Origin of the sequence: Kocuria rosea (assembly GCF_006094695.1) — a bacterium.
Classification (GTDB): Bacteria; Actinomycetota; Actinomycetes; order Actinomycetales; family Micrococcaceae; genus Kocuria; species Kocuria rosea.
The window spans coordinates 1,730,161-1,745,681 of the sequence record NZ_CP035103.1; the positions used below are offsets into that span (position 1 = coordinate 1,730,161).

Annotated in this window: 15 protein-coding genes and 1 tRNA gene; all 16 read left to right on the plus strand. The window is 73.2% G+C overall.

Annotated elements, in window-relative coordinates; translation table 11 throughout:
* Nucleotides 1-18 precede the first annotated feature (18 nt).
* The 16 genes from thiM (at nucleotide 19) to EQG70_RS08090 (ending at nucleotide 15,240) form a co-directional block, all read left to right on the plus strand.
* Complete coding sequence (thiM, locus tag EQG70_RS08015; protein ID WP_017834597.1) at nucleotides 19-843, plus strand: hydroxyethylthiazole kinase; 825 nt, start codon at nucleotides 19-21, stop codon at nucleotides 841-843.
* Entirely contained in the window at nucleotides 840-1,523 is a 684-nt protein-coding gene (gene thiE, locus EQG70_RS08020) for a thiamine phosphate synthase (protein ID WP_017834598.1), read from the plus strand. Before thiM ends, thiE begins: the two co-directional genes overlap by 4 nt.
* Nucleotides 1,520-3,055 carry a bifunctional hydroxymethylpyrimidine kinase/phosphomethylpyrimidine kinase gene (locus EQG70_RS08025; RefSeq protein WP_109267977.1) on the plus strand — a complete coding sequence of 512 codons (1,536 nt, stop codon included), beginning with the start codon at nucleotides 1,520-1,522 and terminating at the stop codon, nucleotides 3,053-3,055. The genes thiE and EQG70_RS08025 overlap by 4 nt, the downstream gene beginning before the upstream one ends.
* A gap of 220 nt (nucleotides 3,056-3,275) precedes the next feature.
* The gene (rplU, locus tag EQG70_RS08030) at nucleotides 3,276-3,587 is read left to right on the plus strand and encodes a 50S ribosomal protein L21 (protein WP_017834600.1); all 312 of its coding nucleotides are present in this window, start codon (nucleotides 3,276-3,278) and stop codon (nucleotides 3,585-3,587) included.
* A 60-nt stretch (nucleotides 3,588-3,647) separates the two neighbouring features.
* Complete coding sequence (gene rpmA / locus EQG70_RS08035) at nucleotides 3,648-3,905, plus strand: 50S ribosomal protein L27 (RefSeq protein ID WP_017834601.1); 258 nt, start codon at nucleotides 3,648-3,650, stop codon at nucleotides 3,903-3,905.
* A gap of 142 nt (nucleotides 3,906-4,047) precedes the next feature.
* Nucleotides 4,048-5,607: a GTPase ObgE gene (obgE, locus tag EQG70_RS08040; RefSeq protein WP_109267976.1), complete on the plus strand. Its 1,560-nt coding sequence runs from the start codon at nucleotides 4,048-4,050 to the stop codon at nucleotides 5,605-5,607.
* Between the two features lie 143 nt (nucleotides 5,608-5,750).
* Nucleotides 5,751-7,004, plus strand: coding sequence for a glutamate 5-kinase (gene proB, locus EQG70_RS08045; protein ID WP_017834603.1), 1,254 nt, complete (start codon nucleotides 5,751-5,753; stop codon nucleotides 7,002-7,004).
* Entirely contained in the window at nucleotides 7,001-8,359 is a 1,359-nt protein-coding gene (locus tag EQG70_RS08050) for a glutamate-5-semialdehyde dehydrogenase (RefSeq protein WP_031283629.1), read from the plus strand. The genes proB and EQG70_RS08050 overlap by 4 nt, the downstream gene beginning before the upstream one ends.
* Before the next feature lie 122 nt (nucleotides 8,360-8,481).
* Nucleotides 8,482-8,730, plus strand: a complete 249-nt coding sequence (locus EQG70_RS08055; RefSeq protein WP_017834605.1) for a hypothetical protein — start codon at nucleotides 8,482-8,484, stop codon at nucleotides 8,728-8,730.
* Nucleotides 8,731-8,851: 121 nt separating this feature from the next.
* Entirely contained in the window at nucleotides 8,852-9,472 is a 621-nt protein-coding gene (nadD, locus tag EQG70_RS08060) for a nicotinate-nucleotide adenylyltransferase (RefSeq protein WP_229587908.1), read from the plus strand.
* Nucleotides 9,472-10,350, plus strand: coding sequence for a hypothetical protein (locus tag EQG70_RS08065; protein ID WP_109267975.1), 879 nt, complete (start codon nucleotides 9,472-9,474; stop codon nucleotides 10,348-10,350). Before nadD ends, EQG70_RS08065 begins: the two co-directional genes overlap by 1 nt.
* A 116-nt stretch (nucleotides 10,351-10,466) precedes the next feature.
* Nucleotides 10,467-10,877: a ribosome silencing factor gene (rsfS, locus tag EQG70_RS08070; protein ID WP_017834607.1), complete on the plus strand. Its 411-nt coding sequence runs from the start codon at nucleotides 10,467-10,469 to the stop codon at nucleotides 10,875-10,877.
* 110 nt (nucleotides 10,878-10,987) lie between these two features.
* Nucleotides 10,988-11,063, plus strand: a tRNA-Ala gene (locus tag EQG70_RS08075).
* Between the two features lie 240 nt (nucleotides 11,064-11,303).
* Nucleotides 11,304-12,521, plus strand: coding sequence for a formaldehyde dehydrogenase, glutathione-independent (gene fdhA / locus EQG70_RS08080; protein ID WP_031283632.1), 1,218 nt, complete (start codon nucleotides 11,304-11,306; stop codon nucleotides 12,519-12,521).
* Nucleotides 12,522-12,627: 106 nt separating this feature from the next.
* The gene (locus EQG70_RS08085) at nucleotides 12,628-13,698 is read left to right on the plus strand and encodes an App1 family protein (protein ID WP_017834609.1); all 1,071 of its coding nucleotides are present in this window, start codon (nucleotides 12,628-12,630) and stop codon (nucleotides 13,696-13,698) included.
* A 42-nt stretch (nucleotides 13,699-13,740) separates the two neighbouring features.
* Nucleotides 13,741-15,240 carry an aldehyde dehydrogenase family protein gene (locus EQG70_RS08090; protein WP_109267974.1) on the plus strand — a complete coding sequence of 500 codons (1,500 nt, stop codon included), beginning with the start codon at nucleotides 13,741-13,743 and terminating at the stop codon, nucleotides 15,238-15,240.
* Nucleotides 15,241-15,521: the final 281 nt, after the last annotated feature.

The window sequence follows — 15,521 nt, forward strand, 5'->3', positions numbered from 1 at the left end:
CCAGGACCCGGGAGGCCGGTGCCGCCGGACCCCGCGCTCGCCGAGGACGCCGCCGCGGCCCTGGCGGACCTGCGCGCCGCGGCGCCGCTGGTGCAGTGCATCACCAACGCCGTGGTCACCAACTTCACCGCCAACGTGCTGCTCGCCGTGGGCGCGTCCCCGGCGATGACCGACATCCAGGGCGAGGGCGGGGTCTTCGCGGAGCTCGCCGACGGCCTCCTCGTCAACACCGGCACGCCCACCGCCGAGCAGCGCGGCGCCGCCTACGAGGCCGTCGGGGCCCGGCGCCGCGCGGGCCGGGCCTGGGTCCTGGACCCGGTGGCGGTGGGCGCCCTGCCCGTGCGCACGGCGCTGGCCCGCGACCTGCTCGGGTTCGAGCCGGCGATCGTGCGCGGCAACGCCTCCGAGGTCATCGCCCTCGCCGGCGGCGCCGGCGGCCGCGGCACGGACGCGACCCACGGCGTCGACGCGGCCCGGGACGCCGCCGCCGCGCTCGCCGAGCGGGCCGGCTCGGCGGTGGCCGTGTCCGGGCCCGTGGACCTCGTGCGCTCCCCGGACGGCACGGTGGTCCGGGTGCCGCACGGCACGCCCCTGCTGACCCGCATCACCGGCGGCGGGTGCGCCCTGGGCGCCCTCATGGCGGCGTTCACCGCCGTGCGCACGGACCCGGCCGCCGCGGCGGTGGCCGCCACCACGGTGTACACCCTGGCGGCCGAGGACGCGGCCGCCGACTCCGCCGGGCCCGGCTCCTTCGCCGTGGCGCTGCTGGACCGGCTGCACGCCGTCACCCCGGAGGGGATCGCCGCCCGGGCGGAGCTCGTGCGCGAGGAGGTCGCCCGGTGAGCCCGCGCCTCGACCCCGCGGCCCTGGCCCTGCACCTGGTGACGGACACCGCCCTGAGCGCCCCCCGGACGGTCCCGGACGTCGTGGCCGCCGCCGTGCGCGGGGGAGCCACCATGGTCCAGGTGCGGGAGAAGGACGCCCCGGTCCGCGAGCTCGTCGCCCTGCTGACGGCCGTGGCCGAGCGCGTGGGCCGGGAGGTGCCCGTGCTCGTGGACGACCGCGCCGACGTGTACCTCGCCGCCCGCGCGGCCGGCGCCCCCGTGGCCGGCGTGCACGTGGGCCAGTCGGACCTGCCCGTGGCGCTCGCCCGGGAGATCTGCGGCCCGCAGGCCGTGCTCGGCCTCAGCGCCGCCACGGCGGAGGAGCTCGATGCCGCCGCCGCGCTGCCGGCCGGGACGGTCGACTACCTGGGCGTCGGGGCGGTGCGGGCGACCCGCACCAAGCCCGACCACCCCGAGCCGCTGGGCGTCGAGGGCTTCGCCCGCGCCGCGGCCCGCACGGCCCTGCCCTGCCTGGCCATCGGCGGGGTGCGGGTCGAGGACGCCCCCGGCCTGCGCGCCGCCGGCGCCGCGGGGCTGGCCGTGGTCTCCGGGATCTGCGCCGACCCGGACCCCGCCGCCGCGGCCGCCCGCTACCTGCGGGCCTTCACCGCCGTGCCCGCCGGGGAGGTGGCCCCGTGACCGCCCGCGTGCCCCGCGTCCTGGCCATCGCCGGCACCGACCCCACGGGCGGGGCCGGCCAGCACGCGGACCTCAAGTCGATCGCCGCGATGGGCGGCTACGGGATGAGCGCCGTCACCGCCGTCGTCGTGCAGAACACCGTGGGCGTGCGCGACATCCACGTCCCGCCGGTCGAGTTCCTCTCGGCACAGCTGGACGCGGTCGCCGAGGACGTCGAGATCGACGCCGTCAAGATCGGGATGCTCGGGTCCGTGCCGGTCATCGAGGCCGTCACCCGGTGGCTCGGGACCCACCGGCCGCCGGTCGTGGTCCTGGACCCCGTCATGGTCGCGACCTCCGGGGGCCGCCTGCTGGAGCGCGAGGCCGAGGACGCCCTGCGCTCGATGCTCGGCCTCGCCGACCTGATCACCCCGAACCTGCAGGAGCTCGCCGTGCTCGCCGGGGAGGACACGGCGTCGTCGTGGGACGAGGCCCTCGCGCAGGGCCACCGTGTGGCCCGCGCCCACGGCACCCTGGTGCTCGTCAAGGGCGGGCACCTCACGGGGGACCGGACGCCCGACGCGCTCGTGGGCCCGGACGCCCCCGAGCCCCTCGTGGCGTTCGACGGCGCCCGCGTGCCCACCGAGAACTCCCACGGCACCGGGTGCTCCCTCTCCTCGGCCCTGGCCACCCTCCAGGCCCGGCACGGGGACTGGCCCCGGAGCCTGCGGATCGCCCGGGACTGGCTGCGCGGCGCCCTCGAGGCCGCCGGGGACCTCGAGGTCGGCCACGGCAGCGGGCCCGTCCACCACTTCCACCACGTCCAGGACGCCCTCGAGAGCTGGGGCACGGGCCCGGAGCGGTTCACCGACGAGCTGTGGGAGGCCTCCGCGGCCGTGCGGCGGGAGATCGAGGAGCTCGAGTTCGTCCGCCTCCTCGGCGACGGCCGGCTCGAGCCGGACCGCTTCCTCGCCTACCTCGACCAGGACCTGCAGTACCTCGACGGCTACAGCCGGGCGCTGGCCCTGCTGGCCGCCAGGGCGCCCGACGAGGAGCAGCGGCTGTTCTTCGCCGCCGGCGCCGTGTCCTGCACCGAGACCGAGGCGCAGCTGCACCGGGCGCGGCTGCGGCACGCCGGGGACGGCGGCGCCCGGGCCGGCGGTGCCCGGGACGGTCTCGGCGAGGTGACGCGGCGCTACACCACGTTCCTGCTCGCGGCCACCGCCGCGGAGCCCTACCCGGTGGGCCTGGCCGCCGTGCTGCCGTGCTACTGGGTCTACGCGGACGTGGGCCGGCACCTGAACGAGCTCGCCGCGGCCGACGGGACCGACGGGCACCCCTACGCGGACTGGCTGGCCACGTACGCGGACGAGGGGTTCCAGGAGGCCACCCGCACGGCCCGCCGGCTGCTCGACGACGCCGCCCGGGCGGCCCCGGCGGACGTCCGGGCGAGGATGCGGGAGGTGTTCCTGGAGGCCTGCGCGCTCGAGCGGGACTTCTTCGCCGCGCCGGTGGCGGAGCGCCGGTTGGCGGGCGCTGACCGGATCGAGTAGTCTTGATCTTCGGTGCCCTGCCGGTGCGCGCGTGTAAAAACTCGACACCCCACCTGGCGGCACATGCGGGTGCAGTTCCTGAATTGCGGCGAACCTGCGCTGACCTCGGCCTAGTCCCACGGGCCGGTCACCGTCAGCTCGTCTCAACGTCGTTGGTCCTGACAGGTATGCGCTCGACCCACACTGTTTACACATGACGTCGAGAGAAGTGAGTTCCCAAGTGGTGTACGCGATTGTCCGCGCTGGCGGCCGCCAGGAAAAGGTTTCCGTCGGAGACCTCGTTACCCTTGACCGCGTCGCCGGCGGAGCAGGCAGCACCATCGAGCTCCCTGCCCTGCTGCTGGTCGACGGGGACAAGATCACCTCGGATGCCCAGACCCTGGCGAGCGTCAAGGTCACGGCCGAGATCGTCGAGAACCTCCGCGGTCCCAAGATCTCCATCCAGAAGTTCAAGAACAAGACCGGCTACAAGAAGCGCCAGGGCTTCCGTGCCGAGCTGACCACCGTGAAGGTGACCGGCATCGACGCCTGACCGGCCCGGTCCCCGTCCAGACTCCACCAGCCAGTAAAGACCCGAAGGTAGGCACACCTCATGGCACACAAGAAGGGCGCGAGCTCCACTCGCAACGGTCGCGACTCCAACGCGCAGTACCTCGGCGTGAAGCGCTTCGGCGGCCAGACCGTCAACGCCGGCGAGATCCTCGTCCGGCAGCGCGGCACGCACTTCCACCCCGGCCTCAACGTCGGCCGCGGTGGCGACGACACCCTGTTCGCCCTGGCCGCCGGTCAGGTCGAGTTCGGCACCCGCCGGGGCCGCAAGGTCGTCAACATCCAGGCTGCCGCAGAGTAGTCCACAGGGCCGGCGCTGCCGGCCCCGGTGCGGGTCACGACCCGCACCACCCATGTTTGGTCTGTAGAGGGTGGGTGCGTCCAGCGCCCGCCCTCTACAGTCTTAACGTGGCCCGTCCGTTCTTGAACCAGAGGAGTTCCCCGTGGCCAGTTTCGTCGACCGCGTCGTCCTGCACGTCTCCGGCGGCTCCGGCGGGCACGGCTGCGTGTCCATCCGCCGCGAGAAGTTCAAGCCGCTCGGCGGGCCGGACGGCGGCAACGGGGGGGACGGCGGCAGCGTGGTGCTGCGCGTGGACGGCCAGACCACCACGCTGCTGAACTACCACCACGCCCCGCACCAGTCCGCCCCCAACGGCGGACCCGGAAAGGGCGACCTCCGCCACGGGCACAAGGGCGAGGACCTCGTGCTGTCCGTCCCCGACGGCACCGTGGTCAAGGACCAGGACGGCAACGTCCTGGCCGACCTCGTGGGCCAGGGCTCCGAGTTCGTGGCCGCCCCCGGCGGGCAGGGCGGGCTGGGCAACGCCGCGCTGGCCTCGGTCAAGCGGAAGGCCCCCGGCTTCGCGCTCCTCGGCACGCCGGGCTCGGCCCGGGACGTGGTCCTGGAGCTGAAGTCCATCGCCGACATCGCCCTGGTCGGCTACCCCTCCGCCGGCAAGTCCAGCCTGATCGCCGCGATCAGCGCCGCCCGCCCCAAGATCGCCGACTACCCGTTCACCACGCTCGTCCCGAACCTCGGCGTGGTGGAGGCCGGGGACGTGCGCTACACCGTGGCGGACGTCCCGGGCCTGATCCCCGGCGCCTCCGAGGGCAAGGGCCTGGGGCTGGAGTTCCTCCGCCACGTCGAGCGCTGCGCCGCCCTCGTGCACGTTCTCGACTGCGCCACCCTCGAGCCCGGGCGGGACCCGGTCTCCGACCTCGAGACGATCGAGGCGGAGCTCGCCGGCTACGCCGTCGACGGCGACCTCGACGGCGGCCAGGCGGTGCCGCTCAACGACCGGCCCCGGCTCGTGGTGCTGAACAAGATCGACGTCCTCGAGGCCCGGGAGCTCGCCGAGTTCGTGCGGCCCGAGCTCGAGTCCCGCGGCTACCGCGTGTTCGAGATCTCCACCGCCTCCCACGAGGGGCTGCGGCAGCTGACCTTCGCCATGGGCGAGGTCGTGCAGGAGGCCCGGGCGACCCGCCCCGCCCCGGCGGAGGCCCCGCGGGTCGTGCTGCGACCCAAGGGGGTGCGCGGACCCGAGTTCACCATCACCCGGGAGGAGCGCAACCTCGAGCCGCTGTGGCACGTGCGCGGCGACAAGCCCGACCGGTGGATCCTGCAGACCGACTTCAACAACGAGGAGGCCGTCGGCTACCTCGCCGACCGGCTCGCGAAGCTCGGTGTCGAGACGGACCTGTTCAAGCAGGGTGCCCGGCCCGGCGACGCCGTGCTCATCGGCCCCGAGGACGACGGCGTGGTCTTCGACTGGGAGCCCACGATGGTCGGCGGCGCCGAGCTGCTGGCCGGGCCCCGCGGCACCGACCTGCGCTTCGCGGACATCGACCGTCCCACCCGCGAGCAGAAGCGCCAGCAGTACCAGGACCGCAAGGGCGCCAAGGCCGCCGCCCGCGCCGAGCTCGAGGCCGAGCGCTCCGCCGGGGTGTGGACCGAGTCGGTCGACGCCCGGCGCGGCGAGGCCCCGGCCGGCACCGACGACTGAGCCCGCCCGCGGGGCGGACCGCGGCCGCACGTGCCGGACGCCCCGCGGCCACCACCCGACGACCGACCCGACACACCGACTGACCCGACACACCGACTGACCGACACACCGACGACGCCCACCGGACGAGGGAGACGCCCAGGATGAACGAGCAGACGAACGAGATCGACGTCGAGCAGCTCGAGGAGGTCGCGGAGAAGTCCGCGGTCCAGCTCAGCAGCGAGAACCGCGGCAAGAACCGGCGCAGCCCCATCGAGCGCCGCGAGGACATCCCGCGCGCCCACCGCGTGGTGGTCAAGGTCGGCTCGTCCTCGCTGACGTCCATCGAGAGCTCGATCGACGAGCAGGCCGTGCGGATGATCGTCGACGCCCTCGGCGAGACGAAGGCCCGCGGCATCGAGCTCGTGTTCGTGTCCTCGGGCGCCATCACGGCCGGCCTGGCGCCCCTGGGGCTGTCCCGGCGGCCGAAGAACCTGGCCGGCAAGCAGGCGGCCGCGGCCGTGGGCCAGGGCCTGCTCATGGGCCGCTACATCGAGTCCTTCGCCCGCTACGGCGTCACGGTGGGCCAGGTGCTGGTCACCGCCGAGGACCTGATGCGGCGCAGCCACTACAAGAACACCCACCGCCAGATCGAACGGCTCCTGGACTTCGGCGTGCTGCCCATCGTCAACGAGAACGACGCCGTGTCCAGCCAGGAGATCAAGTTCGGCGACAACGACCGGATCGCCGCCCTGATCGCCCACCTCATCAAGGCCGACGTCCTGCTGCTGCTCTCCGACGTCGACGCCCTCTACACCATGGACCCCCGCAAGGGCGGGGAGCGGATCCCGGTGGTGAACGACCCCATCAAGGACCTCGAGGGCGTGCAGATCGGGTCGGTCGGCCGCGCCGGCGTCGGCTCCGGCGGCATGGTCACCAAGGTCCAGGCGGCCCGGATCGCCGCGGCCTCGGGCATCCCCGCGCTCGTCACCTCGGCCCAGAACATCACCCGCGCCCTGGACGGCGAGGACGTCGGCACCTGGTTCGCGACCTCCGGCGGGCGGCGCAACGTCCGGCTGCTGTGGCTGGCCCACCTCGCGGACATCAAGGGCTCCCTGACCCTCGACCCTGGCGCCGTCGAGGCGATCCGCGACCGCAACTCGCTGCTGGCCGCCGGGGTCACCGGCGTGTCCGGGACCTTCGAGGCGGGGGAGCCCGTCTCGCTGCGGGACGAGGAGGGCAAGGAGATCGCCCACGGGCTCAGCAACTACTCCTCGGACGAGATCCCGCCGATGCTCGGCAAGTCCACCTCCGTGCTGGCGGAGGAGCTCGGGGACGACTACAGCCGGGAGCTCGTGCACGTGGACAACCTCGTGGTCCTGCGCGCCCGCGGCGCACGGACTAAACTGAAGAAATGACTTCCGCCGCACACGATTCCGTGACCACCGACGAAGCCACCCGCACGACCGGCAAGGCGGTCGTGACCGACACCGGCGTCATCGCCACCTTCGGGGAGGACCCCGTCGCCGGCGTCGCCGCGATGGCCGACGACGCCCGGGACTCCGCCCGCGTCCTGGGCCGCGCCACCCGGGCCTGGAAGGACCGGGCGCTGCTCGCCATCGCCGACCGCATCGAGCGCAAGCAGGACGTGGTGCTCGCCGCGAACGCCAAGGACCTCGAGCGCGGCCGCGTGAACGGGACCTCCACCGCCCTCCTGGACCGGCTCAAGCTGGACGCCGAGCGGATCACCGGCCTGGCCGAGAGCCTGCGCGAGCTCGCCGCGCTGCCCGACCCCGTGGGCGGGTTCGTCCGCGGCAGCACCCTGCCCAACGGCCTGCGGATGCGCCAGGTGCGCGTGCCGATGGGCGTGGTCGGCGCCATCTACGAGGCCCGCCCCAACGTCACCGTGGACATCGCCGGGATCGCCCTGAAGTCCGGCAACGCGGTGCTGCTGCGCGGCGGCTCGGCCGCGGAGGAGTCCAACCGGGCCCTCGTGGGCATCATCCGGGACTCCCTGGCCGACGTGAAGCTGCCCGTGGACTGCGTCCAGAGCGTCGACGAGTACGGCCGCGAGGGCGCGAACGCGCTCATGGCGGCCCGCGGGAAGGTCGACGTCCTCATCCCGCGCGGCGGGCACGGTCTGATCCAGTCCGTCGTCCAGAACGCCAAGGTCCCCGTCATCGAGACCGGCGAGGGCAACGTCCACCTCTTCGTCGACCACTCGGCGTCGAAGAAGATGGCCGTGGACGTGGTCGTCAACTCCAAGACCCACCGCACGAGCACGTGCAACACCACGGAGACCCTCCTGCTGCACCGCGGCTTCGAGCACGGGGCCGCCGTGCTCGCGGCCCTCGACCGGGCCGGCGTCACGCTGCACGTGGACGAGCGGGCCGAGGCCCTGCTGCCGGCCGGCAGCCACCACCTGCGCGCCACCGACGAGGACTGGGGCACCGAATACCTGTCCATGGACCTGGCCGTGAAGGTGGTGGACTCCCTGGACGAGGCGCTCCAGCACATCGACCGGTGGTCCACCCGGCACACCGAGGCGATCGTGACCAACGACCTCGCCTCCGCCGAGCGGTTCGTCGCCGAGATCGACGCCGCCGCGGTCATGGTCAACGCCTCCACCCGCTTCACCGACGGGGGCCAGCTGGGTCTCGGCGCCGAGATCGGCATCTCCACCCAGAAGATGCACGCGCGCGGACCCATGGGCCTGGAGGAGCTGACCACCACGAAGTGGATCGTCCAGGGCGACGGGCACGTCCGCGCCTGAGCCCCGGACGCGGCGGGCCCGCCGCGGATTCAGTACGATGAGAGCCGTCCGGGCCAGCCGGCCGAGGCGGCAGGGCCGTCCACCGACCACCCGCCGCCACGCCGGCGACAGAAGGGATCCCCATGTTCCAGCAGACCGTCACCACCGTCCTCGCAGCCGCCGAGGGCGGGCACGCCGCCGCCGAGGCCGGAGTTCCCCCGTGGGTCTGGGGCGCCTCCGTATTCGTCGTGCTGATCGGCCTCATGGTGGTGACGCTCTCCTTCGCGAACCGGGGCCTCAGCCCGGAGGTCGGCCAGCACCAGGACCCCGCCGACCTGCCCGCGGACGAGCGAGCCATGCTCGACGAGTACGCGGCCAAGCGCCACGGCTGAGCCGGGGAACCCCATCGTCGTGACGACCGCTCCGCAGGACACCGCCGCCCGGACCCGGGGCCTGCCCCTGACGGGCACGGCCGTCCCGCCCCGGAGGCCGGGCCGCACCCGGCTCGGCGTCATGGGCGGGACGTTCGACCCCATCCACCACGGCCACCTCGTGGCCGCGTCCGAGGTGGCGGGGGAGTTCGACCTCGACGAGGTCGTGTTCGTCCCGACCGGGCACCCCTGGCAGAAGGCCGCCGGGGCGGTGAGCCCCGCGGAGCACCGCTACCTCATGACGGTGATCGCCACGGCCTCCAACCCGCGGTTCACGGTCAGCCGGGTGGACATCGAGCGCGACGGTCCCACGTTCACGGTCGACACCCTGCGGGACCTGAAGCGGCAGCGCCCGGAGGCGGACCTGTTCTTCATCACGGGCGCGGACGTCATGGCGGAGATCCTGACGTGGAAGGGCGCCGAGGAGCTCTGGCAGCTCGCCCACTTCGTCGGCGTCACCCGGCCGGGCCACGACCTGGCCGCGCCCGTGGGCTCCAGCGGCGTGAACCTGCTCGAGGTGCCCGCGATGGCGATCTCCTCCACGGACTGCCGCGCCCGCGTGGCCGAGCACAAGCCCGTTTGGTACCTCGTGCCCGACGGCGTGGTGCAGTACATCAACAAGTACGGCCTCTACCTCGGACCCGAGGACGGGACGACGACGGACCACGTCGGCGCCCGCGGCGTCTCGGCGAAGGCACCCTGATGGCCGGCGAGGACGACGTGCGGGACGGCGCCGCACCGGACCCCGACCGGGCCCCGGCGCCGCCGCCCTCCGGACCGGCGCCCATCATCGACCTCGGGGGGGACGGCGTGCCGGTCCGCCCCGTCAAGCCCCTCGGGCCGCGGCGGCTGGCCCGTCTGCAGCGCGAGCTGGCCGAGCGCGCCCGCGAGCTCGAGGAGGCCGGCACCGGCCCGGCGGACCCCGAGCTGCTCGAGAAGCAGCGCCGGTTCGCGGAGCTCGCCGCCCAGGCCGGCGCCGCGCAGGCCGACCCGGGCGCTGACACCGCGGTCCGGGAGCCGGTGGCGGCTCCGGAGGCCCCGGCGCCCGGCTCCGCACCGCCCGGCCCGGGGCAGCCCGCTGCGGCCCCGCGTCCTCCGGCGGTGCCGGAGGACCCGCAGGAGCCGCTCGAGCAGATCACCGTCGTGTTCCCCGGCGGCGGCCCGGACGGGCCGGACGGGCACGTGTCCCACGACCCGGTGCACGTCGACCCGGCCCTGTTCAGCAACCGGCTCGCCCCGGAGGACCTGGCGGCGCTCACGCACATCGAGATCGTCGCGCCCACGGATCCCGAGCACCACGGCTCCACACCGGTCGCGCCCGCCGCGGCCGGTGACCACGAGGAGCACGGGCACGCGGAGGACCCACCGGCTCCGCCGGGGGCCGTTCCGTCCGGGCCCGCGGCGTCGTGGCCCGCGGCCGAGGACGATCCGCCGGCCGCCCCCGTGCCGGCCAGCACCGCCGAGGGGCTCGAGCTGCTGGAGCCCCGGGAGTACCGCCGCCGCACGAACGGCGCCTGGTGGTTCCTGCTGCTGGCGGTGCTCGCGGCCCTCGCCGTCGTGCTCGTGCTGTTCGTGCTCTGAGCACCCCGCCGGCTCCACCGCACCGACCGTTCCCGCACCACCCGTACCTGCACGACTCGTCCACTCCAACCGTCCCCACGGGACGGGACCTCCGGTTCGCCGGGAAAGGATCCTCCTTGACTGTCAACGATCTCTCCCTCTCCATCCTCCAGGTCGCGGCCGCCGCGGCGGACGCCAAGCAGGCCCACGACATCGTGGCCCTCGACGTCAGCGAGGCCCTGGGCATCACCGACGCCTTCCTCGTCGCCTCCGCCTCCAACGAGCGGCTCGTCAACGCCGTGGTCGACGAGATCGAGGAGAAGCTCGTCGAGCGCCTCGAGCTGCGCCCGATCCGCCGCGAGGGCCGCTCCGAGGGGCGCTGGGTGCTCCTGGACTACGGCGACGTCGTGATCCACGTGCAGCACGACGAGGACCGGGCGTTCTACGCCCTCGAGCGGCTGTGGCGGGACAGCCCCGTGGTGGACCTCGGACCGCTCTCCGGCCGGACCGCCGCGGCCCCCGCCACCGACGATTTGCCTGGAGCCTGATCGGCTGTCTACTATGAATGCGTTGCCCAGCGAGGCGCTGGAACAACCGGAAAAGGGTGACTGAAAAGGAGCCCGTGAAGGTTGTGATAATGTCTCCGAGGTAACGACCTGGGGCTGTGGCGCAGCTGGTAGCGCATTTGCATGGCATGCAAAGGGTCAGGGGTTCGAGTCCCCTCAGCTCCACCAGGACGAAAGAGCCCGTTCCGCATCACGCGGGGCGGGCTCTTTCGCGTTTTCTCAGCTTCCTTCCCTTCCGTTCGTTGACGCGTCCTGTTACCGTCAGCACCACCGGCGGCCGTCCTCCGTGACCCGGGTCACAGCGAGCTCGAGGCCACAGCGTGGGGAGTTCCGTCGGGGACAAGGGCGTCGACGGTGGAGACCCACCGTGGACGCCCGTGACGGACATCCACCACGGAAGAGGTCATGATGGCAGGGAACAGAGCGGTCGCCTACAAGGGTCCCGGCAAGGTCGAGGTCATCGACACCGAGTACCCGGAGTTCGATCTCAAGGACGCGCCGGGGATCAACCCGGCCAACATCGGCCGGAAGGTCCCGCACGGGGTCATCCTCCGGACCGTGGCCACCAACATCTGCGGCTCGGACCAGCACATGGTGCGCGGGCGCACCACGGCCCCCACGGACCTGGTCCTCGGTCACGAGATCACGGGCGAGGTCATCGAGTGCGGGCCGGACGTCGAGTTCATCAAGGTCGGGGACATCGTCTCCGTCCCGTTCAACATCTCCTGCGGCCGGTGCCGCAACTGCAAGGAGCGCAAGACCGGCATCTGCCTCAACGTCAACCCGGACCGGCCGGGCTCCGCCTACGGCTACGTGGACATGGGCGGCTGGGTCGGCGGTCAGGCCGAGTACGTGCTGGTGCCCTACGCGGACTGGAACCTGCTGAAGTTCCCGGACCGGGACCAGGCCCTGGAGAAGATCATGGACCTGACCATGCTCTCCGACATCCTGCCCACCGGCTACCACGGCGTGGTGACGGCCGGGGTGGGCGTGGGCTCGACCGTCTACATCGCCGGTGCCGGACCGGTGGGCCTGGCCGCGGCGGCCTCGGCGCACCTGCTGGGAGCCGCGGTGGTGATCGTGGGCGACATGAACGAGCAGCGGCTGGCCCAGGCCCGCAGCTTCGGCTGCGAGACCGTCGACGTCTCGAAGGGCTCGCCCGCCGAGCAGATCGAGCAGATCCTGGGTGTCCCGGAGGTCGACTGCGGCGTGGACGCCGTCGGCTTCGAGGCCCGTGGGCACGGCAAGGACGCCTCCCACGAGGCCCCGGCCACCGTGCTCAACTCCCTGATGGACATCACCGCCGCCGGCGGGGCGCTGGGCATTCCGGGCCTGTACGTCACCGGGGATCCCGGAGCCGTGGACGAGGCCGCGAAGAAGGGGTCCCTGTCGATCAGCCTCGGCACGGGATGGGCGAAGTCGCTGTCCTTCACCACGGGGCAGTGCCCGGTGATGAAGTACAACCGGCAGCTGATGATGGCGATCCTGCACGACAAGATCCAGATCGCCAAGGCCGTCAACGCCAAGGCCATCCCGCTGGAGGAGGCGCCGCAGGGCTACGCCGAGTTCGACGCCGGGGCGGCCACCAAGTACGTGCTCAACCCCAACGGCTACATCAAGAACTAGTCCGCGGACCCCGACCGCCCGCGGGGCGGGCCGCACCGGACCTCCGGCGCGGCCCGCCCCGCGGGCGCCGCCGTGTCCGCGGTGTGCCCTGTGGAAGACTGGGCGCATGGCCAAGAAATCCAGCAGCTCGGAGCTCAAGCAGACCGTCGACCAGGTCGCCGAGGAAGCCATCAACGTGGGCTACCGCCTCGAGCAGCGGCTCCACCGGTTCCGGCAGCGGCGCGCCGAGGCCCGCGGGGACATCCCGGTCATGGTGGCCTTCGAGGGCTACGGCTCCGAGCACCACGTGCGGGTCCTGGGCCGGGCCCTGCTGAAGACCCGGGGGCTCATCGAGTCCACCGACGAGAGCGCCGAGTCCATCCGCGGCTGGCGCTCGTTCACCTCCGTGCCCATCGCCTTCGCCCACGTCAACATCTGGATCGACGAGTTCGAGTTCCACCTGGTGGCCGACAAGGGCGGGGTGGTCGACGTCGACCTGCAGGTGTCCCTGGCCCCCGGCGAGCACACCGTGTGGATGCAGACGGAGGGCTCCGAGACGGTCGAGTCCCGCGTGTTCGTCGTGGCCGACGAGCAGCGCATCGGGGTGGTCTCCGACATCGACGACACCGTCATGGTCACCGCCCTGCCCCGGCCCATGCTGGCCGCCTGGAACTCGTTCGTGCTCAACGAGCACGCCCGCACACCCACCCCCGGGATGGCCGTCATGATGGACCGGCTGCTGCACCGCCACCACGAGGCGCCGTTCCTCTACCTCTCCACGGGGGCGTGGAACGTGGCGCCCACCCTGCGCCGCTTCCTCACGCGCAACGCCTACCCGGCCGGGGCCCTGCTGCTCACGGACTGGGGACCCACCACGGACCGGTGGTTCCGGGCCGGGGCCGCGCACAAGGTGCAGAACCTCGAGCGGCTGGCCCGCAACTTCCCCCACGTGCGCTGGATCCTCATCGGCGACGACGGCCAGCACGACCCCGAGATCTACAGCGGCTTCGTGCACCGCTATCCCGAGCACGTGGCCGCCATCGTGATCCGCAACCTGTCCCCGGCGGAGGCCGTGCTGGCCGGCACCCCGCTGGTCAACGAGGAGCGGCGGGTCACCATCCCCGAGGGCACGCTGTGGATCGAGGGCAACGACGGAGCCTCGATCTCGCGGCAGCTCGCGGAGCACGGCCTGCTCTGACCGGCGGGCTGCGGCGTCCGAGCCGGGCCCTACGCTGGACCCATGACCAGCACCCGCAGCACCCTCCCCGCCCCCGCACCGGCAGACGACTCGGCAGACGTCCCGGCGGACACTTCGGCAGACTTCCCGGCCGTGGACGCCGCCGTCGCCGGTGCCCGGGCGGCCTTCGTGCCCGACGTCGACCTCGCGACCCGGCTGGACCGGCTGCACCGGCTCGAGGACCTCGTGCGGGAGAACCGGACGGTGCTCGAGGAGGCGCTGGCCACCGACCTCGGCAAGCCCCCGGCGGAGGCGTGGCTGACCGAGCTCGGCTTCACCCTCGAGGAGATCGCCGGCATCCGCAAGGAGCTCGGCCGCTGGATGACCCCGGCCCGCGTCCCCGTCCCGCTGAGCCTCGCCCCGGCCCGCTCCCGCGTGGAGCACCAGCCGCTCGGGACCGTGCTCGTGATGGCGCCGTGGAACTATCCCGTCCAGCTCGTCCTGAGCCCCCTGGCGGGAGCGCTCGCCGCCGGCAACACCGTCGTCGTCAAGCCCTCCGAGGTCTCCGCGACCGTCTCCGGGGTGCTGGCCGAGCTGCTCGAGCGCTACCTGGGGGACTGCGTGCGCGTGGTCGAGGGCGGCGTGCCGGAGACCACGCGGCTGCTCGAGCACCGCTTCGACCACGTCTTCTACACCGGCAACGGGACGGTGGCCCGGATCGTGATGGCCGCCGCGGCCCGGCACCTGACCCCGGTGACCCTCGAGCTGGGCGGGAAGTCCCCGGTCTGGGTGGACGGCTCGACCGACCTGCGCACCGCCGCCCGGCGGATCGTGTGGGGGAAGTTCCTCAACGCCGGCCAGACCTGCGTGGCCCCGGACCACGTGCTCGGCACCCCGGAGACGCTCGCCGCCCTCGAACCGGAGCTCCTGCGGGCCGTGGAGGAGCACTACGGCGAGGACCCGTCCCGCAGCGACTCCTACGGGCGGATCGTCACCGCGCGCCACCTCGACCGGCTGGTGGGGCTCCTGGAGCAGGTCCCCGCCCACGACGTCGTCTGCGGCGGGACCGCCGAGCCGGGGGAGCGCTACCTCGCGCCCACGGTGGTGCGCTCCGCCCCGGACGGCCCGCTCATGGCCGAGGAGCTCTTCGGTCCCGTCCTGCCCCTGGTCCCGGTCGCCTCCGCGGAGCACGCCGTCGAGCTGATCACCGCCGGGGACAAGCCGCTGGCCCTCTACGTGTTCTCCGAGGAGCGCTCGGTGAAGGAGCTGTTCCGCCGGCGCACGTCCTCCGGCGGACTGTCCTTCAACGCCCCGCTGCTGCACCTGACCAGCCCCCAGCTGCCGTTCGGCGGCGTGGGTGAGAGCGGCACCGGCGCCTACCACGGGAAGTTCTCGTTCACCACGTTCTCCCACGCGCGCGCGGTCCTGGACAAGCCGCTCGCCCCCGACACGCTGCGGGTCGTCTACCCGCCCTACCGGGGTCTGCGGGCCCGCCTCGCGGCCGCGGCGGTCGGGCTGCGCCGGCCCCGCCGCCGGACCCGACACGCCGTGTCCGAAAATTAATCCTGTCCACCGGCCGGGGGTCCCGCGGTGCGCACAGCCTGTGCACAACGGGACCCCGGCGGCGGGATTCCGCGACCCCCCGCGGAGGCCGCCTGTGGATGGCCGGCGGTGGTTCTGGGGATAGCGAGAGAGGAGCTGTGGACAACCCTCACCACTGCATCTAGGGGTCGCTTCCCCTTCCTGGCACTAGATGTAGTATTGAAATCAGCCACCCGGAGAGACCCCTACACCGCCGCAGACCCTGCGGAAGTCCCGGATCTCCCCCACAAACCACCCGATCG